Below are 24,611 nucleotides of genomic sequence, written 5' to 3'. Positions count from 1 at the left end.
GGAAGACAGAGGCTCATAAACGGATAGGCTTTAACGTGCAAGCGACGGACTAGCGGAAACGGCTGATTTGCTCGAGGGCTTTTTCCATTTGCGCAAAGTCAGGTGACGCGTTTTCTATGGGTCGGTTGGTGTTATCCATGTATTGATATTGCCCTCCTGCACCCACTTCTAAAATAGTGTCGTCGGTCACTAACGCATAGCCGCTGTAGTTTGACGATAACACCCAATCTTGGCCGGGATTTGGCGCAAGTAAGTCATGACCAATCGCGTAGCTGGCCGGATCGGACGTTACACCTAAATAATGCTTCATTAGGGTAGGCGCAACATCTTGGTGGCTGGTGAGTTGTTTGCCGGTATCGACCTGTTTTGCCTCGATGCCGGGGCCTATCATTGCGAAAGGCACGTGAATTTGTGGGTCAGTAAAGTTACTGTTATGTCCCCAAAAATTCAGTTGGTTGTCATTCATTTCTTGGCCGTGATCGCCAGTGAGAACCAGCAGAGTATTGTCGAACTCTCCGCTTTGTTTTAGCTCCTCAATGACCTTGGCCACCAAACTATCCACGTAGCGCACGCTGGTCTTGTAGCGATTGAAAAACGGTGTCGGGTCTGTCTCGTTATTTAGCTTGAGATAGTTAATTTCGTCCAGCATCGGCTGATACTTGGGGGTAAAGTCCGCAGGAAAATCATAGCCATGGGGGGCATCGTAAAACAAAAACGAGAAGGTGGGACGATTGGGATCACGCTTTTGGTGCCAGCGGATCCAATCTTGAGTGAGATCTGCGTCTAGCTCGGCGGGAGAGTCCCTCTCAGAGCCGTTACGTAAATCGGACACATTGGCAAACACGGTTTGGTTGAATTCCGGCTTTTCCAATTGCGCGGCGGTAAAAATACCCAGTTGATAATCGAGCGCCTGCAGGCGGTCTATCAGTACCGGTGATTGCTGATTGGCAAGAAAGCTGTGCCAATAGGTGCCAGGCATGCCATAAAACAGGCCAAAAATGCCGGTACGGGTGGCGTTCCCGGTCGCAAGGTGATGTGAATAGGTACGGCCATTTTGTGCCAACGCCCAAAGGTTAGGGGTGTTGTCGGCGTTGAAGGTATCCGCGCGCCATGAATCAACCACCAAAAACATGATATTCACTGGCTGTGTAACGTCGGTCGTGCTCAGCGGCGAAAGGGGATAGTTCAGGTCGGCTTCGCGATCTACATCCATCGCCTTTTGGCGCGCTAGAGCTTGTTCATCAATCCAGCCGTTTTTGCGCATCATACTGTTGGCGGTGGCTGGATAGAAAAGTGGCAAATAACGTTTCACCGTTGTCACGGGTTGGTACGCGTAGGCAGCGGCCCAAATATGAATCCCGTGGGTGGCAAGCAAGGTAAGAAACGTGAGCAGAGCAAATTTTTTGCCGACTTTGTGCTGGGAAGAAAACCGTGTCCGCGACAACGCAGCCAGAAGTGCCCATTGCGCGGCGAGGCAGGCCATCACGCCACCGATGACCATCAGCCAAGTAATGAGCGGGAAGCTGACAATCTGCCCGGCGAGGATCAAATCTAGCACCATGGCATTAATATGGAATCGGTACTGGGCAAACACGATGGTATCGATGAAAAGCGTGATCACACCCACCGACGCAATCAAGGCGAGCAACGGTTGGCGCACCTTGGTGGGCAGCAAGAGCAGTGGCAGTGTTACTAAGCCAACAATGGCGGCAAGTAAGGCCATTTGGCTAAAGGTACTGACCACGATAAAGGTGATGCCAAGTGGCTCAGTGGGAAAGCTAGGTAGAAACGCAAAGTAGCGGCTGGCTATTGCCATTAACACCAGGGCGTTAATGGCGATGAACCAGCTGTGTGTTTGAAGTCGCGATTTAAAAGACATGATTTCTCATCACAGTTAAGTTAATCAATCGGCAACATAATGGACGCGTTGCCGGGTTGTATGGCGACATGTGTCATTGAATAAGTGGGGCGCCAAAGTGATTCCATAAGGTGGTAATCCAGATTACACCTGCTAAAAGCAAACTGACAAACACCGCCGCAGAGCCGATGTCCTTTGCTCTGCCGCTGAGCTCATGGCGCTCTTCACCCACTCTGTCGACCACGGCTTCAATGGCGGAGTTAAGCAGCTCGACGATGATGACTAACACAATGACACTGAACATTATCAGAGAATCAGTCAACGGTAATTGCAGCCAAAGTAATACGGCTAACGCCGTTGCCAATAATACAACTTCTTGACGGATCGCCGCTTCATGGTGATATGCCGCTTTTAATCCAGCCCAAGAATAGCCAGTGGCTTTAATGATACGTATCAGCCCTCGCGGCTTTTCTGAGGGGGATGTATTAGCGCCCATAAATACATTCTCGTAACAATTTGATCGATAGGGTGGCATTTTACATTTAACCGAGCCAACTGCATAATCGGCGCGATAACTTAATTGGAATTTGTTATGCCTCTGTTTACTGACGCCCCACGCTCCCTGTGTTTTTTGCGCCTATCTGCGATTGGCGATGTCTGTCACGCGGTCGCGGCGATCCAAGCCGTGCAGCGTCATTGGCCGCAGACGCAGATCACTTGGGTGGTTGGTAAAGTCGAAGCCCAGCTTTTGGCCGGGCTGGAAGGGGTGGAGCTGGTGGTGTTTGATAAAAAAGCAGGCTTGGCAGGCATGCGTCACGTCTGGCGGCAGCTGAAAGGACGCCGGTTTGATGCGTTAGTGCATATGCAACTTGCTTTGCGTGCCAGTTTATTGACTATGGGGATCGGCGCGCGCTATCGCGTAGGGTTTCATCGTCACCGAGCGAAAGAGGGACAGTGGCTGTTTACCAATAAACGGATCCCCGACACCCAATCTTGCCATGTGTTAGATAGCTTTTTCGCCTTCACTCAATATTTGGGCGTGCCGGTTACGCCGCCGCAGTGGCAACTACCACTTTCTGAAGACGATCATGCCTTTGCCAACGCGCAACTCGGTGATAAGCCTACTATCGTGATCAGTCCCGCCGCGAGTAAAGATGAGCGCAACTGGCTACCAGAGCGTTATGCTGAATTTGCCGACTACGCGGTCGGTAAAGGTTATCAGGTGGTACTTTGTGGTTCACCGGCTGCGCGTGAAAAAACGCTGGCTGCGCGTATTATTGCCGCTGCTAACGTGCCACTGGCTAACTTGGTGGGACAAACAAGTCTCAAGCAATTGGCCGCGGTGCTCGCACGCGCCGATGCGGTGCTTGCCCCCGACTCTGGCCCCGCGCACATGGCGACCACACAAAGCACACCTGTCTTAGGCCTTTATGGCCATAGCAACCCGAAGCGAACCGGCCCTTATAACAATCTCGCGGATGTGGTCAGTGTTTATGAAACCTTTGCTGAACAGCAACATGGAAAGCCCGTTGAGCAATTAGCATGGAGCACGCGGGTGAAAGGCGATCATGTGATGGCCACCATTGGCACTCAGCAGGTGATCGACGCCTTTGAAACCATGATGGCGAAGCAATAAAAAAGGCCCCGTGGGGCCTTTGTGGTAGCGWTGCCAGTATTAGCTGGCGAGTTGGCGCAGCACATAGTGGAGAATGCCGCCGTGGCGGTAGTAATCCCACTCGACGGCAGTGTCGATGCGGACGTTGACGTCAAACTCAATGATTTTATCATCCCGAACCGCACACACCTTGAGGGTAGAGGGTTCGCCGCTGATCTCCTCAAAATCGAACGTTTCCGTGCCATCCAACTCGAGTGACTCGACGGAATCGCCGTCTTTAAATTGCAACGGCAACACACCAAAGCCCACTAAGTTAGAGCGGTGAATACGTTCAAAGCTTTCAGCAATGACTGCTTTAATCCCCAGCAGGTTAGTGCCTTTGGCTGCCCAGTCACGGCTCGACCCTGTCCCGTACTCTTTGCCGGCCAAGACCACCAATGGGGTGCCATCTTGTTGATAGCGTTGGGCCGCCTCATAGATGCTCATTTGCTCATTGGTGGGTAGATAGGTGGTCATGCCGCCCTCGGTGCCTGGTGCCATATGGTTTTTTAAACGCACGTTGGCAAAGGTGCCGCGCACCATGACTTCGTGGTTACCACGGCGGGAGCCATAGCTGTTGAAATCTTTCGGCTCAACCCCTTTGGATTTCAAATACTCGCCCGCTGGACTATCCGGTTTAATCGCCCCTGCAGGTGAGATATGGTCAGTCGTAATAGAGTCGCCCACTTTCACCACACAGCGTGCGCCCTTGATGGGTTTCATCTCGGGGAGCGCCATGGTCATGCCATCAAAGTACGTTGGTTTTTTAACGTAGGTGGAGTCAGGCCATGAGTAAATCTCATCTTCAGGGACTGGCAGTTTCCGCCAAGCGTCTGTACCGGCAAATACATCCGAATATTTGTCTTGGTACAGCCCCTCCGTCATCGCTGATTGGATGGTTTGCGCGACTTCCTGTGGCGTTGGCCAGATGTCTCTGAGGTAGACCGGCTTGCCGCTTTCATCTTGTCCTAATGGCTCCTTAAGGACATCCACATTCATATTACCTGCCAGTGCATAGGCAACCACTAATGGGGGCGATGCCAAATAGTTGGCTTTCACATCTTGGTGAATACGGCCTTCAAAGTTGCGGTTACCGGAGAGCACGCTGGTCGCGAGCAGGTCAGCAGAGCGAATGGCTTCTGTGATCGGCTCTGGTAATGGCCCTGAGTTACCAATACAGGTGGTACAGCCAAAGCCGACGATGTTAAAGCCAAGTTCGGCAAGTGGCTCAAGTAGGCCAACATTTTCTAGATACGCAGGCACTACCTGTGATCCAGGTGCGAGAGACGTTTTCACCCAAGGCTTCGTTTTTAAGCCTCGCTCGCGTGCTTTTTGTGCCACTAGCCCAGCGGCGACAAGCACGGCCGGGTTCGACGTGTTGGTGCAGGAGGTGATCGCGGCGATCACAACGGCACCGTGCTCAAGCGTAAATCGCTCACCTTTGTAGTCGACTTCTACTTTCCCTTGCTCACGAAGACTGGGGTTATCGACTGCGGTTTGACCCCCTTCACTGGCAAAGCTTGCAATCACATTGTTAGACGCCGCTTGTTCTTTTTCCAACAGCTGATCGAATTGGGTTTTGGCATCGGTTAATGCAATTCTATCCTGTGGACGTTTGGGACCCGCCAGGCTTGGCACCACATCACCCAGATCGAGATGGAGCGTGTCACTATAATCAGCAACGGGTGCATCGTCATCACGCCACAAGCCTTGTGCTTTAGCGTAGGTTTCGACCAGCGTGATTTGCTCATCGGTGCGTCCTGTCAGGCGCATGTAGCTAAGCGTTTCTTCATCAATCGGGAAGATGCCACAGGTTGCACCATACTCTGGCGCCATATTGGCAATGGTTGCGCGGTCAGCCAGCGGCAATTTAGCGAGGCCCGGGCCATAAAACTCAACAAATTTACCTACCACGCCGCGCTCACGTAGCATTTGGGTGACGGTAAGTACGAGATCTGTTGCCGTGGCAGACGCAGGCAGCTCACCTTTGAGCTCAAAACCGACCACTTCAGGAATTAGCATGGTAATAGGCTGGCCGAGCATCGCCGCTTCCGCTTCGATACCGCCTACCCCCCAACCCAGCACACCCAAGCCGTTAATCATGGTGGTGTGCGAGTCAGTGCCCACGAGCGTGTCTGGCATGGCTAACTTGTTGTCGCCGTGCTCTTCCACCAATACACCGGGTGCTAAAAACTCGAGGTTCACTTGGTGTACGATCCCAGTGCCAGGTGGTACGACGCGGAAATTGGAGAAGGCTTGTTGACCCCAGCGCAAAAATTGGTAGCGCTCGCTGTTGCGCTCGAACTCAATCTCAGTGTTTTTCTGCAAGGAATCAGGGTTGCCATAATCATCGACCATCACTGAGTGATCGATGACAAGATCAACCGCACCAAGCGGGTTGATTTTAGCTGGGTCACCTTTAAGCTCTCGCATCGCGGCACGCATGGCTGCTAGATCCACCACGGCAGGTACGCCAGTGAAGTCTTGAAGTACGACGCGAGCGGGGGTGAAGTTCACCTGATCTTGTCCTGCTTTATCAGCTTGCCACTGGCAAAGTGTGCGAATGTCATCGGCAGAAACATTCTTACCATCTTCTTTGCGTAGTAAGTTTTCTAGCAGGACTTTTAGGCAGTAAGGTAATCGATGAATGTTGAACGTCTCAGACAGAGCGTCCAATCGGTAGTAGTCGTAGGTTTCACCATTGACGTGTAGGGTTCGTCGGGTATTGAAACTATCTGGGTGTTGAGATGGGTTGCTCACGGATGCCTCCCCTTGTCCGTTATTGTGAATAAGAGAGGCGACCTTACCTCGAAGGCCGTCGCCTCGCTCGGGGGATTGCTTGATTTTACCGCACTATTGTAAATGGGGTTTTGATGAAGTTAAAGCATCGTTATCACGGTATTTCCAATCACTTCCATCGGCTGTACCTTACTGCGTCAGGGTAGGGACTGTCTTCCTCTCGGTGATGGTGTTGATTGCCCGACATGATGGACAAGCCCTCGCGGACGTCCTTCACGGTCAAAAAAGACATTGGGGCGATGTTTGCCTAGTAGTCGTGCCCACAAGCCCTTTACGGCAGTGATAACCATCAGGCGCAATGGAAATCGTGCGTGAACCTTGTTTACTGTAGGCGTTGAGCGAGCATCTTGGCCTTGCACATACCAGCGAACCGGGCCGATCTCTTCTTCATTATCTCCTTCAATGTGATAGCAAGCACTCACCACGCCAACAAAAGGAATATCGGCATTAATCGTATTGGCGATAGGCGTTTGGCAACAACGAGTATACCAGCGGTATAGGCCTCGCTCGCCCAACCTTAAACAGGTTAATTGATCTCGGCCGCGATAAATACGGAGCTGCGCTGGCGTAATTTGTAGCACTTCTGTGCCGCCGCCTGGCTCGAGTTCAGTGTGGTAGCCCAGTGTTTGCGCATAGGTCTGACAATCACTGCAAAAGCACACACAGCGTTGGCTTTGTTGTGCGTCAATGATCTCTCCTGTCATCTGCCCACATGAACACTGAATGGCAAGACGAGCCATATTATTTGCCCCAAGCTGCAGAGCGTGTCTTAACAGTATAGCGCGAATTGTGAGTTCAGACGGTTGCGATAAACGGATAGACACAGCCACAAAAGGGCGGAACCTTATCTATAACATCCTGTTTTATCACTCATGGCAACTTTTCGTGACAGAAAAGTGGCGAGGTGGTGATTTAAAATGTTGCTAATAGTTTTTATGTTGGTGATTAATGCTGATGTTTAATATTTGTTAACTTTCGGGTTGGAGGTTTTCAATAGCTTAAGGGTTATCAATAGCGGATAATTCTGATTGATGTTTTTATGGTCGACAAATCTAGGGTTGAAACTGGAAATAACAGGGGATTTAGTTAAATATAACATGTAACGCATTTGTTAATTTTGTATCTGGCAACGGCCCTGGCATCAATGCGTGCGTCGGTACAGATAAAAGGAGAAAGCCATGAATACGTCTTCACTACTCATGCAGCTCAATCAACTGGACGATAATCACATCAAGCAGCTTCAACCCTCGTTTGGTAATCTTCCAGGCACTTCACATGCTGATGGCGGCTATCGACTTCGCCGTTACTCGGTGGTTCATGTTTTCAATGGGGGCGTCGAAAAGTTACCACCGCGACCGTTTATGCAAACCTCGGACATTAACGAGTTCCAAGGTGATGTAGCGAGAACATTTGAAGATATTGAATCAGAAACCGTGCAAAAGCCCGGCTTTCATGCCATGTGTCGCACGTTCCGCGATGTGTATCAATTAAGTGACGATAATGATATTGAAATCCACCAAATTCGTATTCAGGCGGATAATCAGTCGGTGCAAGTCGCCCCAGAAGGCGTTCACCAAGACGGCTTTGATCATATCGCCATTGTCAGTATTGGCCGCGATAATATTGAGGGCGGTGACTTTCAGGTATTTAGTCATAAAACCAGCGCACCGCTGTTTAGCCTGCCGCTGGAACCGGGACAAATGGCGGCACTTGATGACCGTACACTATGGCATTACGCTGAGCCGATTACGCCCGTGGATAACCAGAAACCGGGCACGATGGATGTATTTGTACTCACAGCAACAAGGAAGTAACGATGACACCGGCAGGTTTTTCACCCCATGCTGTTCGGGGCCACTTTCCCGCACTCGCGCAAATCATTGAAGGCAAACTCGTCGCATTTTTCGATGGGCCTGGGGGCGCGCAAGTGCCCCGCGCGGTGCTTGACGCTATGGTGGATTATTTAGGGCACTACAATGCCAATCTGGGCGGCCAGTTTTTCTCTGGTCGTTATACCACCGAGCTTATGCAGCGCGCACGTGATGTGGCAGCCACCTTTGTGAATGCCGCATCGTCAGAAAGCATGGTATTCGGTCCGAATATGACCACCTTGACCTTCTCTTTGAGTCGGGCGATCAGTCGCGACTGGCAGGCGGGAGATGAAGTGATTGTTTCGGCACTCGATCACTATTCAAATGTATCTAGCTGGCAACAAGCGGCGCACGACAAAGGCGCGATCGTGAAACAGGTACGTGTTGATGAGTCGACGTATTCTATCGATATGACCCACCTTGCCAGCCTAGTAACCGACAAAACTAAGTTGATTGCGGTGACACTCGCCTCTAACACCACAGGCAGTCTGGTGGATGTGGAAAAAGTGGTAGAGATGGCGAAACAAGTGGGCGCCAAAGTGTATGTGGATGCGGTGCATTATGCGCCCCATCACTTAGTGGATGTGCAAGCACTCGGGTGCGATTTCCTTGCCTGTTCGGCGTATAAGTTTTTTGGACCTCATGTTGGTTTTGTCTATGTCGCGCCTGAGTGGGTACAGACGTTAAAACCGTACAAAGTGGAACCTGCGACTAATCAAGGCCCCGGCCGGTTCGAAACGGGTACCCAAAGCTTTGAGGCGATAGCGGGCTTTATTGCGGCGGTTGACTATCTTGCGCAATGGGGCGATCCGACGTCGTCACTACGAGAAAGGCTAGCGACAAGTTATGCGCAGTACCAAACGCATGAGCAAGCACTGTCAGCACACTTTATCCAGTTGATGCGCGCTTATCCCAAAGTACGTATTTATGGTATTACCGACGATAATCAGCTCGATAAACGCACTCCAACGTTTGCGATCCGCATAGAGGGAGCAAAGCCTGCTGAGGTTGCTCAAGTACTTGGTGAGCAAAATTTGTGTGTCTGGAATGGGCACTTTTATGCCCAAGGCTTGTGCGAGCAGCTTGATATCTTAGATAAAGGCGGTGTGATCCGCATCGGTATGATGCATTACAACACAATTGATGAAATTGACCGGCTTCACCAAGCCTTATTGCCATTTATTAGCGATTAAACGTCTCTTCTATTCTGAGCGGCCATCCTGGCCGCTTTTTCATATTGGTTGGTTAGTGTCAGCGGCATTTATTTCGTTGTAAGAAAAATRTGAAACGTTAGCTGGCGCATAGGCGAAAACGAAACAGAGCGTTAAGATAACCGTCGTTTAACTGCCCAAGAAACCATTCAAAAAGAAAACAAGGCGAGAGAGATGACTGAAGAACAATACGCCTTTTGGCACCAGTACCTTGCGACCCTGCCAACTCACCAGCGGCCAAGTGACGATATGGTGGTAGTCGATACGTTAAGCCACCATACCGTCAGAGCCAATGAAGTCGCGACCTTGGTGAGTTTGAATAWAAAGAAAGCGCACTGCCGGTTGCGTAGTTCTTTGGAAGAGAAAAATGCGGTGATCCCGCAAAAAGGACATTATAAGATTGTCCTTAATGGTCACCAGCGACCCGTTTGCATCGTCAAAACCACACAGGTGAGCTATTGCCCGTTTAACCAAGTCAGCGCTGAATTTGCCGCACGAGAAGGCGAGGGAGATGGTTCGTACCAATGTTGGCACGAAGCGCATTGGGGTTACTTTTCCCAGTACGCTAAAACACACGGCCTGCATTTTGATGAGCAATCGGATGTGGTGCTTGAAGAGTTTGAAAAGGTCTACCCGCTCTAAATATAAAAGCCGCGCCCAGCGGCTTTTTCGATAACGGCCATCAGAGCGATAGGTTTACTCACCGATATCCAAATTAATCTCATCGGCCCATGGCATATCTGGCAGGGTGTCTAAGTTGGCTTCATAGCGGGACAGGGTAAATTGCCCGTTGTGATGGCTAACATCATAGATCTCAACCATTAACGCACAGGCAATGTACTCGATAGCTTCGTCGCGTGAATAGCCGGTCATACGCAGGCGCATCAAGGTTTCTGCTACCTTTTTAGGGTCTTGGTCGGCGATCTGGTTCTCAACCACTTCAATCAAGTTAGCGATACTGGTACTGGTTTCATCTTGCATATTATTACTCATTGATTGTGACGCGGGCACCATACTAGGCCATAGCAGATGTTCAAGCACGGGGTTTTTCAATCCGTCGCATCAGCGCGTTTCATTTATCAGGCGTAATATGTTAATGATAACCATTATCGTAATGTGAAAGGAAGGTATCAAAATGACAAAAACACGTATTGAAAAAGACAGTATGGGCGATGTCGAGGTGCCTGAGCAGGCGCTGTATCAGGCTCAAACACAGCGTGCGGTGAATAATTTTGCAATCAGTGATCAGACGATGCCGGCGGACTTTATTCGTGCGCTGGCGATGGTGAAGCATGGCGCGGCACAGGCAAACGAGTCGCTAGGGTTGTTAGAGAGTAAGATTGCCGGTGCCATATGTGAGAGCGCAAAAGAAATCATGGCGGGGAATCACATTGAACAGTTTCCTGTTGATGTTTTTCAAACGGGCTCTGGTACCAGTTCTAATATGAACATGAACGAGGTGCTGGCTACCTTGGCCTCAGAAAAATCCGGTGAGACGGTCAGCCCTAACGATCATGTCAATATGAGCCAAAGCAGCAATGACGCGGTACCAACGGCCATTCAGATCAGTACCACATTAGGCTGTGAGCAAAAGCTGCTACCTGCACTCGCGCATCTGCGTGATGCGTTACAGGAAAAGAAACAGTCAGTTGGCCACATCGTGAAAACGGGTCGTACCCATTTGATGGATGCCATGCCTGTTACTATCGGCCAAGAGCTAGATGCTTGGTCTCAGCAGATCGAGCACGCGATGGTACAAATTACCCAAAGCCTGTCATCGGTACGCGCACTGGCTCAGGGTGGCACCGCGGTGGGAACCGGGATCAATGCTCATCCATTGTTTGCCGAGCGTTTTGCCGAAGCGGTAGCCGCGCTTAGCAAGACGGGTTTTACTGCCAGTGAGAACCCATTCTTTGCCATTGGTAGCCAAGATGCGTTGGTTGCGCTTCACGGCCAGCTAAAAACGACCGCTGTGGCAACCATGAAGCTAAGTAATGACTTGCGCTGGATGAACTCCGGTCCACTCGCAGGGCTCGGTGAGATCGAGCTGGAAGGGTTGCAGCCAGGCTCGTCAATTATGCCAGGCAAGGTCAACCCAGTGATCCCTGAGTCGGCGGCGATGGTATCAGCTCAGGTGATGGGCAATGACACCACAGTGACGGTGGCAGGTCAGTCAGGGAATTTTGAGCTTAACGTGATGTTACCAGTGATTGCCGCGAACGTGTTGCAAAGCATCAACTTGCTCGCTGGCGCAAGCCGACTGCTTGCTGATAAAGCGATTCGCAGCTTTAACGTGAGAGAAGATAACCTGCAAGCCGCGCTGTCTCGTAACCCTATCTTAGTGACCGCACTTAACCCTGTTGTGGGATACCTGAAAGCGGCAGAGATTGCCAAGAAAGCATACCAACAAGGCCGCCCCATTCTCGATGTCGCCGAAGAAGAGACCGAGCTGGGTCGAGAGAAGCTCTCGCAGCTGCTTGATCCAACCAAGTTGACAAAGGGCGGCATTGCGGAATAGCGCGGCTCACTCCGCCGTGTTGGGCGCTACCACCACACGATTGCGTCCCAAGCTTTTGGCGGTATAGAGGTGATCATCGGCACGGTCAAATACTTGCTCAGGGTGGCTATCGCTTGGGCGGCTTTCGGATAAGCCACAGCTGACCGTGTAGGTGAGCGATTGATTGTCAAACTGTGAGGTATTCGCCGCAATACGTTGGCGATTACGCTCGGCCACATAGTAGGCATCGTGACTGTCAGTATTGCGAAAGATAATCACAAATTCTTCCCCACCATATCGAGCCACCAAATCGGTTTGGCGAACGGCGTGTGTGATCTCGGCAGCAACATCTTGCAAGACGCGGTCGCCGGCGGAGTGGCCATATGTGTCGTTAAATTGTTTGAAGTTATCGACATCAATGACTGCGACCGTATAGGTGTACTGCGTTCGCCGAGCGCGTTCGTATTCAATCGCTAATTCAGGCAATAGGCCGTAGCGATTAACGGTGCCCGTCAGTGGATCTAAGCTGGCTTTTCGTTGCCAGCTGTCTCGTGCTGCCACGGCATTTTTATACTCCATCACTTGGATGGAAATACTGATGCTGGCCAGTACGGTGGTAAAGATAAAAATAAGCAGTGCTAACACGCCGTCATAGAGGTTAGGGATCGCGAATGCGCCCATATCGAAGGGTACCATTAAGATAGACACGATGATTAAGCCACAAAGGCCAATCAGAAGCGTACGCCAATGGCCGGAGAACGCGATATAAATCAGCAACGCAAGCTCGATGTAGATTGCGCCTGGAAACACAGAAAAACTGATGAGTGTGAGTGCCATAATGGCAGTGACGTAGCCCACGTTTTGCCAACTGAGTTTTGACCAGTCGATCCCCAGCCTTTGCCAAGCGGTGTACAAGCTGACCCAAAGCAGTGTTGATGTGGTGTAAGTCATCATAAATTCAATGGTCAAGAATTGTAGTCGTCCGTGAACTAACTGATCATCGATATAAAGCGGGATGGCGACAATGGCCATCATTGCTATTGCGGGGAATAGGCACCCAACGAGCACAAACCGAAAAAGGGCCCGCACGGTATCCAGGCAATGTGGATAATATTTTTGCCATAGCCATGCGGAGAGCGCCGAGGCGAGCGTTAAAAATGTACCAAAAAAAATGCCTGTCGCGAGATGGAGCGACTCGATGCGGGCGATGGCGGCTAGACCGTGGCCAAGAGAGCCGGCAAGGATAAGCGGGAGTATCATCCCCATTCCTAGATGCCGGAATAATACCACCGCAAGGCCACTGGAGATATTGAGCAAGGTGACCGTGTGGACATCGAGTATCGCGGATAAATAGCGCATATCCAGCCAGACGATTGCCCCGTAAATGAAGCTCCACAACAAAATGTGGCGAGCGGAAGGTAGAGAGAGCCCCAGTAGCATGTCACCTCTGCGTCGTGCGATGCAATAGGATATAAACGTGATTGATAGCGGCAGTACGGTTAATGAATAGTATAGCAGAGCCGWGGTAGGGCTCTGCGTTTTCAGCGGGACAGGTACTTTTTAATCGAGCTTTTTCAACGCGACGGCATTCATACAAAAGCGTAAACCAGATGGTGGGGGACCATCAGGAAATACATGGCCAAGATGCGCGTCACAGGTCGCACAGGTGGTTTCAATCCGTGTCATCCCGTGACTGCCATCTTTGTGATAAGCGATAGCATTATCTTGCGCCGGTTGCGTAAACGAGGGCCAGCCTGTACCTGAATCAAACTTTTCATGCGCATCAAACAGCAAGGTGCCGCAGCATGTGCACCCATAACGCCCTGGCTCAAAGAGCGTACACATGCCTGAGCTGAACGCGCGCTCTGTGCCTTTTTGCCGGGTAACACGAAAGGCTTCTTCACTGAGTTGTGTTTGCCACTCTTGGTCTGTTTTCTCAACCCGCGACGGCGGCGCGAGATTACCGCTTTCACTTCGAGCGACGATGTCTTGCCATGTCAGCATGATGTCGTTCCTCTTATTGAACGGGCGGGTGCCCGTGCTACAAAACGCGTAGTGTTATGAATCTTATTGCTCGATGCAAGTAGTACGGTTTGTTTCTCGTGACTCGATCATGTTGATAGCGTACCAATTCCCCACTTTAACTCATCATCTTGGTCGTCTTTGACTTGGTCTCGATAACCCTCCAAGTGTTGTTCAATCAAATCGTCAGACTGTGAGAAAAAAGCAATATGAAAGATAGCGTCACCTTCATTGACCACGGGCAGTGTTTGCTGCCCGATGAGGATACCGCTCTGAGGCGCGATCACTTCTACCTCTTGGCTGCCTGCTGGATCAGAAATGATACCGATTACTTGTTGCTTGGAGACCATTTCACCCAGTGCAATGTGGCTGCGGAATATGCCATCGGCATCGGCGCGCACCCATCGGGTTGCTCTGGCTGTGACGGGTTTGTAAGGTAATTTACGCCGCGACTGACGCAGCATACCCAAGTGGCGCATTACGCGTATCACTCCCCTGACCCCTGCGTTAATTGCGTAAGGCTCAAAGCGTAGGGCTTCACCGGCCTCATAGGTGATCACCGGAATGCCAATTGCCTCTGCCTCTGCGCGTAAGGAGCCGCCCCTTAAGGCGGCGTCGACAACCACAGGGGCGGAAAATGCGGTCGCCATCGCCCCCGCTTCTGGGTTATCTAAATTGGCGCGGATTTGTGGCAGATTGGTGCGGTGGATAGCGGCGGTATGCAAATCGATCACATGGGTGCATTGGCTAATCACTTCATTAAACAGCTGATACGCCATGCGCCCGGCAATTGAGCCACGTTCAGAGCCCGGAAAGGAGCGATTCAAATCACGCCTATCCGGCAGATAGCGAGACTTGTGAATAAAGCCAAATACATTAACAACGGGAATGGCAACGATTGTTCCGCGTAGTTTTTGGGTGTCGGTTCTCGCCATAATTTGGCGAACAATCTCGATACCATTGAGCTCATCGCCATGAATGGCCGCACAGATTAACAGTGTAGGGCCCGATAGTTTGCCGTTAAGAACCTCTATACTCACGTTGAGTGGGGCGTGGGTATAAAGCTTGGCGATTTCCAGCTCTAAGCTAAGGCGATCACCTGGGTTAACGGTCTCACCCCCGATATCGATAGCATTGTTTCTTTTAGCCCTTACCACGAGTTCGCGTCCTCTTGGCATTAGCAGTCTTTTCGATGTATTCCACCACCATACCCGCGACGTCTTTCCCGGTGGCTTTTTCTATGCCCTCTAACCCCGGTGAGGAGTTGACTTCCATCACCAAAGGGCCGCGCTCGGAGCGCAGTAAATCGACCCCAGCGACATTGAGTCCCATGGCTTTAGCCGCAGCAATTGCGGTTCGACGCTCTGCCGGTGTGATCCGTACCAAGGTTGCGGAACCACCTCGGTGTAAATTGGAGCGAAACTCCCCTGGCTGGGCTTGACGTTTCATCGCGGCGATGACTTTGTCACCAATCACAAAACAGCGAATATCGGCGCCGCTGGACTCTTTAATATATTCTTGCACCAAAATGTCTGCTTTTAGGCCCATAAAGGCTTCTATTACACTCTCAGCCGCTTTTTTGGTTTCGGCGAGGACGACACCAATGCCTTGAGTGCCCTCCAGCAGTTTGACGACCACAGGGGCACTGCCGACCATCTCCAATAGGTCTCCAACATCCCCAGGCTTGCTAGCAAACCCAGTATGTGGCATGCCTATGCCTTTGCGTGACAGCAATTGCATCGAGCGCAGCTTATCTCTAGAGCGGGTGATAGCCACGGACTCATTAACGGGAAAAACCCCCATCATTTCAAATTGGCGCAGTACGGCACAGCCATAAAAGGTCACCGATGAGCCGATACGAGGGATGATGGCTTCAAACCCTTCTAGCTCTTCGCCAGCAAGATGAATTGACGGTTGTGTGGAGTTGATGCTCATGTAACAGCGCAGCGCGTCAATGATTTTATACTCATGACCACGCTGTTCGCACGCTTCAATCAGACGTCGAGTGGAATAGAGGTTTTTATTCCGGGAAAGGATACCGATTTTCATTGTGGTTAGGACTCCTATTTGCCGAGCAGGAATGAATGCATAGGATCGACAATGACGTTGCCTGTCATCGCGGTACGACCTAACAGCATACGAAAGCGCATGTTATCGCGTGCAGTGAGTGTCATCTCTATGGGATAACACAGTTCACCGGCTTTGAGTGTGGTCTGAATCACATAGCGAAGTTGCTCGTGCCCGCCAGAGTCGCGCACGACACGGCGCGCAAGCACGGGCGATTCCGCTTGAATAATATGTTCGTCATCACCTTGGTGAGGATGGATCCAAAAACGAACCCAAGCAGCGCCTCCTTTTTCAAACTCTTCAATTTTGAAGGTATGTAAGCATGAAGTACGCGCGCCCGTGTCAATTTTGGCTTTTATACGCGCAATATCTAGGTCTGGGAGGCTAATCCATTCGCGCCAACCCACACACACTTTTTCCGTTGATTGAACCGGCATTGTTATCATTACTCGTTATTGCTCTGCCTTGCTTTTACCATAGAAGTGATAGCGGTTATTCGTGGTAAGAATCTGAAAAATCAGCGATGATATGTGATAACCATCGCACACTGGAAGCGGCACTATCATGGCATATGGGAGACTGGTTGAGAGGGACGCCCTACCGGGGCGGGTCGCTGGGTTTCTGTGCACATGATGACCGTTGAGAAGGAAATACCATGCAAACGAGTGATAGACAAGAAGTGATTGATGATTTGCTATCAAAAGTCGATCAAGGTGCGCCCGAAACGATACAAGAGATAGAGCAAGCACACGGTGTTGATAGCCTTGCTTTGTTATTAGAAGCATTACCTGTTAGCGATCGTGTGGGCTTTTGGGAGCAACTCTCTCCTTCAATACAGCTTCCTGTGTTGGCGGAGATGCGCGATGACGCAGGCGAAGCGGTTATCCGTGCCGTTGATGAGGCACAGCTACATACACTGTTCGCTGATCTCGACGCGGACACCTTGTTGGAACTGCAAGATGTGTTGACCGAACCGCTGTTAGAGGAAGCGCTCGGTCGGATGGACTCGGAGCAAAAGCAACGCTACGCCTCTGCGCAACAATATGCGGATACTCAAGTGGGCCACTGGTGTGATCATCAACCTTTGGTGGTGCCGGCTAAAACCAAGGTAAATGTGGTACTCCGTCTACTTCGACGGGTGATGCCAAAATATTGCGATCATGTCTTCGTGGTCGATAGTCGAGGCATTTGGGTGGGTGCGGTACCTATTCATAAGCTGTTCGGCGCGGACGGTATTCTCAAAATCAGTGAGCTGGTACGCGAGCAATTTCCCAGCTTAAATGCGCGTGATGATATCTATACCAGTGCCGACAAAGTCGCGAGCAGTGAAGAAATCGCGCTACCCGTATTGGATGATGGTGGCATGTTAATTGGCCGGCTTGACCTTGGTACTGCCTATGAGATGCAAGCGGAACGGGCAGAAGCGCAAATCATGGCCACGGCGGGTTTGGATGAAGATGAAGACTTATTCTCCCCGGTGATGAAAAGTGCGCGTAATCGCGCGTTATGGCTTGGGATTAACCTGATGACGGCTTTTCTGGCCTCTTGGTTTATTGGTTTGTTTGAAGCGACATTGCAACAAGTGGTCGCGCTTGCCGTATTGATGCCCGTGGTCGCCTCAATGGGTGGGATTGCCGGTAGTCAAACGCTGACGCTGATCGTGCGAGGCCTCGCGTTAGGACAAATATCTAAGGCTAACTTAAAGCCCCTTTTGAGTAAGGAATTTAAAGTGGGGCTACTCAATGGCGTGCTTTGGGCGCTTGTGATTGGTGCTATTGCGGGTTATTGGTTTGAAAGCTGGGGACTCGGTGCGGTGATTGGCGCCGCGATTGTCGCCAATATTATCAGTGCTGCACTGGCGGGGRTTTTTGTACCTGTGTTATTAGGGAAGCTGAAAATTGATCCGGCTCTGTCAGGCTCAGTGATTTTAACCACGGTGACTGACATCGTCGGTTTTGTCGCTTTCTTAGGCTTAGGAACGTTGTTTTTACTGTAAGTGATTCTTAGGCGTGATGTGTTGTTACTTAGTGGATAGCGCTCGTGATAGCCACGAGCGCTTTTTTATATCAAGCCGATGTTGAAGGTGTGGCCGTTTCTGCCTCTGACCGCTCGGTTTGTTCGCTCAGTTTACCGTCTGCTGCGGGGAGCAGCTTTTCGCAATAAAGCGTCATCACATCCTCGCGAATGAGCTGCTCTAATTCGGCCGCACGCTCGGTAGGACAAAACAATCGCACATGCACCAGTTGCTCTCCTGTCTCTGTGTGCGAGAGGTAAAGATGAGGCTCTGGGCCAGGAAGATCGACACCAGCATGGCGCTCAATCACATGGTTATAACGTCGAGCAATATCCATAAAGTCTTCGCTGTGATCATCAATACGCGCCAGTAGTGCGGGAATATGGGGGTATAAATTTATATCGCCACGGATCACCAGGTGAAAATGGTGATAAACATAGCGCTTCATAAAGTTCAGGTTTTTCACAGTGGTAGAGAAAAACAAGCTGTTCGGTAATGTCGCGGTTTTTCCGGTGTAGCAATAGTGCCCATGATGGGTATCAATTTCTTGAATTTTGGTCGCCATCAAATTGTGCTCGATCACTTCGCCACGAGAGTTACCGACCTCAATCCAATCCCCGATACGAAATGATCGTGAACTGGCGCGCTGAATAGAACCGGTAAAGCACAGGATAATTTCTTTGGAAGCCACTACCACCGCCACCGCAATGGCTGTGAGCGAGAGGGCAAACTCACTAATTTCTGTGTTCCAAAACAAGAACAAAAACAGTAAAAGCAGACTAAATGCGCCATTTTTAGTGCGAGATATCCACTTACGTTGATCTTCGCTGAGAAAGTTACTATCACCGCGAATATGACGCAAAATCAGGCGACGGATCACGCTAACAAAGACGATAACACCAATGGTGGTCAATAGTTTGTTTTCGACCAACAGTTGGGCGATGTTTTTCAACTCAGATAACAAAATCGCTCCCGTAATGCTTCTGGCAAGTTTTGGCGCTATTCTGCCCCTTTGTTAGGCAAAATAAAACGTAAACTTGCGACTATCACGCATAAGGTGCGCGTTAGGCATGGGTTAGTCTGTCATCAGTTTGCTTTGTTGGATCATGGCATCAATCACAGAAGCGCTTAGCTCTTGGCTGCTCAGGCCACTCATATCAATTTCGTATGCACTAGCCATGTCTGCCACACTGAGGTTTTCAAACACCACGTGCTGGTCGATTTGATTATCGCCCGCCGAGGCGATGTACAAGGTGGCTTCACCTTGGTCGTTGTCCTCAAGGGTTAGGTAGTCTTCTAGATTCGCACCGTCTTGGTCTTCATCAATCAGAAGCTCGGAGAGATCTAGTGTGTCCTTTTGCACATCAAAGTCAGTAATACGATCAACCGCCTCAGCGCCGATAGACCCTTGATCACCGCTCAAAAAGGCGAAAGTGTCCGACCCAAGCCCCCCTGTCAACGTGTCGTCACCTTGGCCGCCAATCAGCAAATCATCGCCAAGGCCGCCATCAAGCGTATCATCGCCGTGGTTCCCGAGTAAGCTATCATCTCCTTCGTTACCGATCAGGGTGTCGTCACCTGTACCGGCCGCGAGAATTTCACTTTGATAGTTACCTTCTAGCGTTTGGTCATCAATGGCAATAATATCAACCAGTGCACTGTCCATATAACTGCCGTTAGAGGTAGTGTACTCAAATTGATGCTCAGGCTCTGGTAACACCGCATTCGAGCTATCCAAAGTCAGGTAAATCTCGTAGCTTTCGGTGTCATTAGATCCATTGTTGGAAACGATCTCAAAGTAGTAAGTGCCCTGCTGACCGGCCGTAAAGCTATTGCTGCCAGAGTCGGGATTGAGGGTGTCCAAAAGCTGTTGGTTTTGGTCATAGACTCTCACGCTTAGATCATTGAACCAATGGTCATCATCAAAGAGTAAGGTTTCGTTCTGGTAAAGATCCATTTTCGTCATATCACTATCAATGCCGTTCTGGACCGTCCCCGTCAGCGCAGCATTGGCACCATAGTTACCAGCATCAATGTGTGTCCACACCTCCTGTGTCATGGTGCCGAATTTACCGCGGTCTAGGCTCTGTGCCTGAGCAAAGGAACTGGCGAAATCGCCCAGTTCGGATTCAGCAATAAACTCGGAATCGTTATCGATGGGATCAAGGAAGCTTTGCGTATTCATCGCACTATCGGGCGTGAAAGTGACGTCATCTGTGCCCGTTACCGACCCTTGTATCGCATTACTGGTGGCCGTGATCGTACTGTCCATCGAAGGAATATCGTTATGGGTTAAGGCCAAACCGGGAATGACGATCGGACTACCATCATGAATATTGGTGATTACAATATCGTGATTGGCATCTAGCCGTGCCTCGTAGTAGAGGTTAATGGCGACATTGACCTCACTAGTATCGCCATCGTTGTCGGTAAGCGTCAGCGCAATTTGCTCTTGCTCGTTGAGAATATTTCTGTCGACCGCCACGCGGTAGTCGTATTCGCCGGTATCAAAATTGATGGTGAGGATACCGCCTTTTGCGGTTTCAAAGGTCTGCTGCGCGCTGTCAGTCGCCGGGTCATAGTTGTACGTTTGTCCATCCAAGGTGAGTGTAGAAATATAGCCATCGTCGGCGCCGAACAAAGAGACAGTATTGCCGTCATCATCCGTCAGCACGAGACCGCCTGACACTTGTCCACTCTCAATGGTTTGTAGCAGTGAGTAGGCGAGCTCATTTTCATCGGTGACCAGCAACACATTGTCACTGGTATTGCCTGAACTGCTTGCCGCAATCGGTGTCAGTGGCGATGTCGTAATGCCATCCCCGACCCCGACACTGAAGGACTCGTCAATACCTTGCGTACTGACATAAGTTTGCCATGCGCTTTGCAGGCTGGTGTTACTTTCAAAGTCATCATTGGGCATCCCGTCCGAGATAAAATACGAGATAGTCTTATCTGCGCTGATCCCTGATGTATCAATATTATTGATGATCTCATTGAGCGCGTTATCGTACCGGGTCGCGCCACCTGCGTATAAGCCCTCAATGGCATCCAACGCGCTGGCGGCGTCATTAAGAAGCCAGCCTGATGAACTCGCCGTATCCGAGAACGACACAATTTGGATATTAAGATCCCCGAGTCTGTCGTATTCCTCAATCATCGATTTTAGCGCGGCTTTAGTGACTTCCATCCGAGTGGGTGAATCCGGATCGCTTGGGTCAACCGGATCGGACATACTGCCGGACAGATCAATGGTGAGAATAAGGTTAAACGTCGAGCTACTCTCCGCCGTCGCGTACAAGGCACTTTCGATGTTGTCTGAGGTCGGCGTGTCATCTTGCACATTGACCGTTAATGTCGATGAGCGATACGCCGTAGACGCCGTCGGATCATAGGTGGTGTAGGTGAAGGCTTCGCTCACGTTATCACCGCTGGTGGCATTATTGAGCGTATAGGTGTAGTCACCCGCGCGATAACCTTGGGTGTTGTCTTGGTTATAAACAGTCAGAGTGCCACTGGCAGTGGTGAGGGTTAAAACCCCATCACTGCCAAAGCTTTGCCCATTAATTTGATGCAGGCTGACATTAACGCCAATCCCCGTATCATTATCCAACAGGTTACCTTGGGTGGTTTGACTATTATCGTCGCTCACTAACCCTTGCTCGCTGACTGAAGCGATATCGGCGTTTAACTGGGTATTGTTGTCATGACCGAGTGTGAGCTGCGCCTGACTCGTATCCCCATCGCTGTCGGTGAGGGTATAGGTGAATACCTCATCGTCCAGCGTGCTGGCATCCGTCGTTGACGCGACCGATGATTGATACAGGTAGCTGCCGTCGGGTTGAATGGTTAATTGCCCTTGCGATGTGGCAATCACAGTACTGCCGTTGACTGCATACGTGGTGCCATTGAAGCTAACCGCGGTCACCGTGGTGGTATCCGCCCCGAGGGTATCGGCACCGGCGCCGGCAGTGATCACGTTCCCTCCTGTCGAGGCGCCAGAGGCTACGCTATCACTATCATCATGGGCTACCGGCGCAGAGTCGCTCACATCGAAGGTCACGGTTGTCCACTCTTCATTCTCGCTACTTTGGTAGGAGAAGCTGTCATAGACGTGACCGCCGCCTGCATGGTTCACTGCCGGTGCAGTGTAGGTAAAGCTACCGTCTGCGTTGACAGTAACACTGCCACCCAATGCGGTGACGATGGTGGCAGGGCCGATCACAATTTCACTGTTACCACTTTCTCCTTGGCTGGCATTGGTGGCAACGCGGGTGACAGAGGCCTGTGTGTCTGTATCGTTGCTGATCAGTCCGTCGACACTAGCAATGCTGGTGGCTTGTCCTTCGGTCTGTGCAAAGCTGTCATTTTCTAGATTCAGAGTGGCCGTGGTTGATGCCTGATCCGTGCCGTCGGTACTGATAGCCGTAATCGATAGCGTGACACCAGTAATATCGGCAGGAGAGGCGAGATTAAGACCACTCAGTTGCGCGTCCGTGAGTAGCCAATCGCCGGTGCTTGCCTCTTTTGTCCCCGCTGATAATACTGCATCATCCGGTAAGCCGCTGATTCGGTAAGTAAGTGTTTCGCCCGATTCATTGGCGGTGCCGGAGATTGTTAAAGGCGATAGAATCGCACGTGACCTGCCTGCGCCAGGGTCAGTGGCGGAGATTTGTCCCGTGTCATCGATATAAGTCAGTGATTGATCGCCACGGCTGACTGTGAGGGTGGGGGCGGTAGCAACCCCTTCGACGTTGAAGGTGACATCGTGGGTCAGGCTCGCATTTTGCGTATCGGTGGCGCGGAAGCTTACTGTCTCTGTCCCACTCCAATCGGCGACCGAAGAAATGGTCGCGACTCCATTCGCATCAATAGAGACAGAAACTCCACTGGGCACATTTGCCACATCGAAACTCAAGGTATCGTCACTGTCGATGTCGGAAAACACCGTATTGAGATCAATGGTGTAGCTAACAAAATCCTCTTGCAGAGTTTGTGTTGAAACGGCTTGAGCCAAGGTGGGGGCGTCATTGGCCCCCGTAATGGTGATGACAATATCTTGTTGTGTGTTATCGCTTGCGGTGAGGGTGATGGTATCCGTCACCTGATCACCGGCGTCTAAATCCTGTACGGCAGACTGATCGAGGGTGTAAGTCCAATTGCCGTTCACTAGTTCTAGTGAGCCATAGGTGCCGGTCTCTGTACTATCCGCAAAGGTTGGCGCATCGTCGCCATCAACATCACTGATCGCGATGGTGCCGGTGGCAGTGACCGCATCGCCTTCGTCACCTTCGGTCACTGAGCCGGTAAAGCTACCGGTGACTTCAGGTAAGTCGTCGGTGCCGGTAATGGTGATAACAATATCTTGTTGTGTGTTATCGCTTGCGGTGAGGGTGATGGTGTCGGYCACCTGATCGCCGGCATCTAAATCCTGCACGGCAGACTGATCGAGGGTATAGGTCCAAGCGCCATCTACTAGTTCCAACGAGCCGTAAGTGCCTGCCTGTGTGACGTCGGCAAACGTCGGATTGTCATCGCCATCGACATCACTGATCGTAATGGTGCCCGTGGCAGTTACTGCGGTATCGCCCACGTCACCTTCGGTNTAAATCCTGCACGGCAGACTGATCGAGGGTATAGGTCCAAGCGCCATCTACTAGTTCCAACGAGCCGTAAGTGCCTGCCTGTGTGACGTCGGCAAACGTCGGATTGTCATCGCCATCGACATCACTGATCGTAATGGTGCCCGTGGCAGTTACTGCGGTATCGCCCACGTCACCTTCGGTCACTGAGCCGGTAAAGCTACCGGTGACTTCAGGTAAGTCGTCGGTGCCGGTAATGGTGATGACAATATCTTGTTGTGTGTTATCGCTTGCGGTGAGGGTGATGGTGTCGGTCACCTCATCACCGGCATCCAAGTTCTGTACGGCAGACTGATCGAGGGTGTAGGTCCAAGCGCCATCTACTAGCTCCAACGAGCCGTAAGTGCCTGCCTGTGTGACGTCGGCAAACGTCGGATTGTCGTCGCTATCCACATCACTGATCGCAATGGTACCCGTGGCAGTGACAGGGGCATCTCCCACGTTGCCTTCGGTGACAGAACCTACAAACTCACCACTTACTTCAGGGGCATCCTCTGTCCCCGTAATGGTGATGACAATATCTTGTTGCGTGTTATCGCTTGCGGTGAGCGTGATAGTGTCGGTCACCTCATCACCGGCATCTAAATCCTGCACGGCAGATTGATCGAGGGTGTACGTCCAAGCACCATCTACTAGCTCCAACGAGCCATAAGTCCCCGCTTCTGTAGTATTCGCAAAGGTCGGATTATCGCCGCCATCAACATCACTGATCGCGATGGTGCCGGTGGCAGTGACCGCATCGCCTTCGTCACCTTCGGTCACTGAGCCGGTAAAGCTTCCGGTGACTTCAGGTAAGTCGTCGGTGCCGGTAATGGTGATAACAATATCTTGTTGTGTGTTATCGCTTGCGGTGAGGGTGATGGTGTCGGTCACCTGATCGCCGGCATCTAAATCCTGCACGGCAGACTGATCGAGGGTATAGGTCCAAGCGCCATCTACTAGTTCCAACGAGCCGTAAGTGCCTGCCTGTGTGACG

General features: G+C 51.1%; 19 protein-coding genes. 6 read left to right on the top strand and 13 right to left on the bottom strand.

Annotated elements, in window-relative coordinates:
* Positions 1-49 precede the first annotated feature (49 nt).
* Positions 50-1,879 carry a DUF3413 domain-containing protein gene (locus tag BZG73_RS12050; protein WP_077668426.1) on the bottom strand — a complete coding sequence of 610 codons (1,830 nt, stop codon included), beginning with the start codon at positions 1,877-1,879 and terminating at the stop codon, positions 50-52.
* 73 nt (positions 1,880-1,952) lie between these two features.
* Positions 1,953-2,354: a diacylglycerol kinase gene (locus BZG73_RS12045; RefSeq protein ID WP_077668425.1), complete on the bottom strand. Its 402-nt coding sequence runs from the start codon at positions 2,352-2,354 to the stop codon at positions 1,953-1,955.
* A 96-nt stretch (positions 2,355-2,450) separates the two neighbouring features.
* Here BZG73_RS12045 and BZG73_RS12040 point away from each other — a divergent pair, with 96 nt between their 5' ends.
* Complete coding sequence (locus BZG73_RS12040) at positions 2,451-3,494, top strand: glycosyltransferase family 9 protein (protein WP_077668424.1); 1,044 nt, start codon at positions 2,451-2,453, stop codon at positions 3,492-3,494.
* Between the two features lie 39 nt (positions 3,495-3,533).
* On the opposite strand, the gene acnA is transcribed toward BZG73_RS12040, so the two are convergent.
* Positions 3,534-6,272 carry an aconitate hydratase AcnA gene (acnA, locus tag BZG73_RS12035; protein ID WP_077668423.1) on the bottom strand — a complete coding sequence of 913 codons (2,739 nt, stop codon included), beginning with the start codon at positions 6,270-6,272 and terminating at the stop codon, positions 3,534-3,536.
* A 176-nt stretch (positions 6,273-6,448) separates the two neighbouring features.
* Positions 6,449-7,051 (bottom strand): DUF6151 family protein, encoded by a 603-nt coding sequence (locus tag BZG73_RS12030; protein WP_077579480.1) that lies wholly within the window; start codon positions 7,049-7,051, stop codon positions 6,449-6,451.
* A gap of 438 nt (positions 7,052-7,489) precedes the next feature.
* Here BZG73_RS12030 and BZG73_RS12025 point away from each other — a divergent pair, with 438 nt between their 5' ends.
* From BZG73_RS12025 to BZG73_RS12015, 3 genes are all read left to right on the top strand, one after another.
* Positions 7,490-8,125: a 2OG-Fe dioxygenase family protein gene (locus BZG73_RS12025; protein WP_077579481.1), complete on the top strand. Its 636-nt coding sequence runs from the start codon at positions 7,490-7,492 to the stop codon at positions 8,123-8,125.
* Between the two features lie 2 nt (positions 8,126-8,127).
* Positions 8,128-9,375, top strand: a complete 1,248-nt coding sequence (locus tag BZG73_RS12020) for a cysteine desulfurase-like protein (RefSeq protein WP_077668422.1) — start codon at positions 8,128-8,130, stop codon at positions 9,373-9,375.
* Between the two features lie 192 nt (positions 9,376-9,567).
* Positions 9,568-10,035, top strand: coding sequence for an ASCH domain-containing protein (locus tag BZG73_RS12015; RefSeq protein ID WP_077668421.1), 468 nt, complete (start codon positions 9,568-9,570; stop codon positions 10,033-10,035).
* A 54-nt stretch (positions 10,036-10,089) separates the two neighbouring features.
* On the opposite strand, the gene BZG73_RS12010 is transcribed toward BZG73_RS12015, so the two are convergent.
* Positions 10,090-10,374 (bottom strand): hypothetical protein, encoded by a 285-nt coding sequence (locus BZG73_RS12010; protein ID WP_046075496.1) that lies wholly within the window; start codon positions 10,372-10,374, stop codon positions 10,090-10,092.
* 154 nt (positions 10,375-10,528) lie between these two features.
* Between BZG73_RS12010 and BZG73_RS12005 the strand changes: the two genes are divergently transcribed.
* Complete coding sequence (locus BZG73_RS12005; protein WP_077668420.1) at positions 10,529-11,911, top strand: class II fumarate hydratase; 1,383 nt, start codon at positions 10,529-10,531, stop codon at positions 11,909-11,911.
* A gap of 6 nt (positions 11,912-11,917) precedes the next feature.
* On the opposite strand, the gene BZG73_RS12000 is transcribed toward BZG73_RS12005, so the two are convergent.
* From BZG73_RS12000 to BZG73_RS11980, 5 genes are all read right to left on the bottom strand, one after another.
* The gene (locus BZG73_RS12000) at positions 11,918-13,330 is read right to left on the bottom strand and encodes a GGDEF domain-containing protein (protein ID WP_077668419.1); all 1,413 of its coding nucleotides are present in this window, start codon (positions 13,328-13,330) and stop codon (positions 11,918-11,920) included.
* Positions 13,331-13,450: 120 nt separating this feature from the next.
* The gene (msrB, locus tag BZG73_RS11995) at positions 13,451-13,894 is read right to left on the bottom strand and encodes a peptide-methionine (R)-S-oxide reductase MsrB (RefSeq protein WP_046075494.1); all 444 of its coding nucleotides are present in this window, start codon (positions 13,892-13,894) and stop codon (positions 13,451-13,453) included.
* A 107-nt stretch (positions 13,895-14,001) separates the two neighbouring features.
* Positions 14,002-15,090, bottom strand: coding sequence for a succinylglutamate desuccinylase/aspartoacylase family protein (locus tag BZG73_RS11990; RefSeq protein WP_046075493.1), 1,089 nt, complete (start codon positions 15,088-15,090; stop codon positions 14,002-14,004).
* On the bottom strand, positions 15,056-15,961 hold the full coding sequence (gene rimK / locus BZG73_RS11985) for a 30S ribosomal protein S6--L-glutamate ligase (protein ID WP_046075492.1): 906 nt from the start codon (positions 15,959-15,961) through the stop codon (positions 15,056-15,058). Before rimK ends, BZG73_RS11990 begins: the two co-directional genes overlap by 35 nt.
* A 14-nt stretch (positions 15,962-15,975) precedes the next feature.
* On the bottom strand, positions 15,976-16,416 hold the full coding sequence (locus BZG73_RS11980; protein WP_077668418.1) for an ATP-dependent zinc protease family protein: 441 nt from the start codon (positions 16,414-16,416) through the stop codon (positions 15,976-15,978).
* 218 nt (positions 16,417-16,634) lie between these two features.
* Between BZG73_RS11980 and BZG73_RS11975 the strand changes: the two genes are divergently transcribed.
* Positions 16,635-17,975, top strand: a complete 1,341-nt coding sequence (locus tag BZG73_RS11975; RefSeq protein WP_077668417.1) for a magnesium transporter — start codon at positions 16,635-16,637, stop codon at positions 17,973-17,975.
* Positions 17,976-18,045: 70 nt separating this feature from the next.
* Here the strand turns inward: BZG73_RS11975 and BZG73_RS11970 are convergent, their stop codons facing one another.
* From BZG73_RS11970 to BZG73_RS11960, 3 genes are all read right to left on the bottom strand, one after another.
* A complete protein-coding gene (locus BZG73_RS11970) occupies positions 18,046-18,957 on the bottom strand; it encodes a mechanosensitive ion channel family protein (RefSeq protein WP_235606061.1) in 912 nt (303 codons plus the stop codon).
* A gap of 111 nt (positions 18,958-19,068) precedes the next feature.
* Entirely contained in the window at positions 19,069-23,586 is a 4,518-nt protein-coding gene (locus BZG73_RS11965; protein ID WP_235606060.1) for a VCBS domain-containing protein, read from the bottom strand.
* A gap of 1 nt (position 23,587) precedes the next feature.
* A complete protein-coding gene (locus BZG73_RS11960; protein ID WP_456154131.1) occupies positions 23,588-24,583 on the bottom strand; it encodes a VCBS domain-containing protein in 996 nt (331 codons plus the stop codon).
* Positions 24,584-24,611 lie beyond the last annotated feature (28 nt).

Source organism: Salinivibrio siamensis, from assembly GCF_001996005.1.
Lineage (GTDB): Bacteria > Pseudomonadota > Gammaproteobacteria > Enterobacterales > Vibrionaceae > Salinivibrio > Salinivibrio siamensis.
Note: the sequence above shows the minus strand (reverse complement) of the source record. Positions and strands in the feature narration are given on the sequence as shown.

Excerpts from the sequence above, each read along its gene's own strand:
- BZG73_RS12050 (WP_077668426.1), bottom strand. The coding sequence starts at position 1,879 with ATGTCTTTTAAATCGCGACTTCAAACACACAGCTGGTTCATCGCCATT.
- BZG73_RS12045 (WP_077668425.1), bottom strand. The coding sequence starts at position 2,354 with ATGGGCGCTAATACATCCCCCTCAGAAAAGCCGCGAGGGCTGATACGT.
- BZG73_RS12040 (WP_077668424.1), top strand. The coding sequence starts at position 2,451 with ATGCCTCTGTTTACTGACGCCCCACGCTCCCTGTGTTTTTTGCGCCTA.
- BZG73_RS12030 (WP_077579480.1), bottom strand. The coding sequence starts at position 7,051 with ATGGCTCGTCTTGCCATTCAGTGTTCATGTGGGCAGATGACAGGAGAG.
- BZG73_RS12025 (WP_077579481.1), top strand. The coding sequence starts at position 7,490 with ATGAATACGTCTTCACTACTCATGCAGCTCAATCAACTGGACGATAAT.
- BZG73_RS12020 (WP_077668422.1), top strand. The coding sequence starts at position 8,128 with ATGACACCGGCAGGTTTTTCACCCCATGCTGTTCGGGGCCACTTTCCC.
- BZG73_RS12010 (WP_046075496.1), bottom strand. The coding sequence starts at position 10,374 with ATGCAAGATGAAACCAGTACCAGTATCGCTAACTTGATTGAAGTGGTT.
- BZG73_RS12005 (WP_077668420.1), top strand. The coding sequence starts at position 10,529 with ATGACAAAAACACGTATTGAAAAAGACAGTATGGGCGATGTCGAGGTG.
- BZG73_RS12000 (WP_077668419.1), bottom strand. The coding sequence starts at position 13,330 with ATGCTACTGGGGCTCTCTCTACCTTCCGCTCGCCACATTTTGTTGTGG.
- msrB (WP_046075494.1), bottom strand. The coding sequence starts at position 13,894 with ATGCTGACATGGCAAGACATCGTCGCTCGAAGTGAAAGCGGTAATCTC.
- BZG73_RS11990 (WP_046075493.1), bottom strand. The coding sequence starts at position 15,090 with ATGCCAAGAGGACGCGAACTCGTGGTAAGGGCTAAAAGAAACAATGCT.
- rimK (WP_046075492.1), bottom strand. The coding sequence starts at position 15,961 with ATGAAAATCGGTATCCTTTCCCGGAATAAAAACCTCTATTCCACTCGA.
- BZG73_RS11980 (WP_077668418.1), bottom strand. The coding sequence starts at position 16,416 with ATGCCGGTTCAATCAACGGAAAAAGTGTGTGTGGGTTGGCGCGAATGG.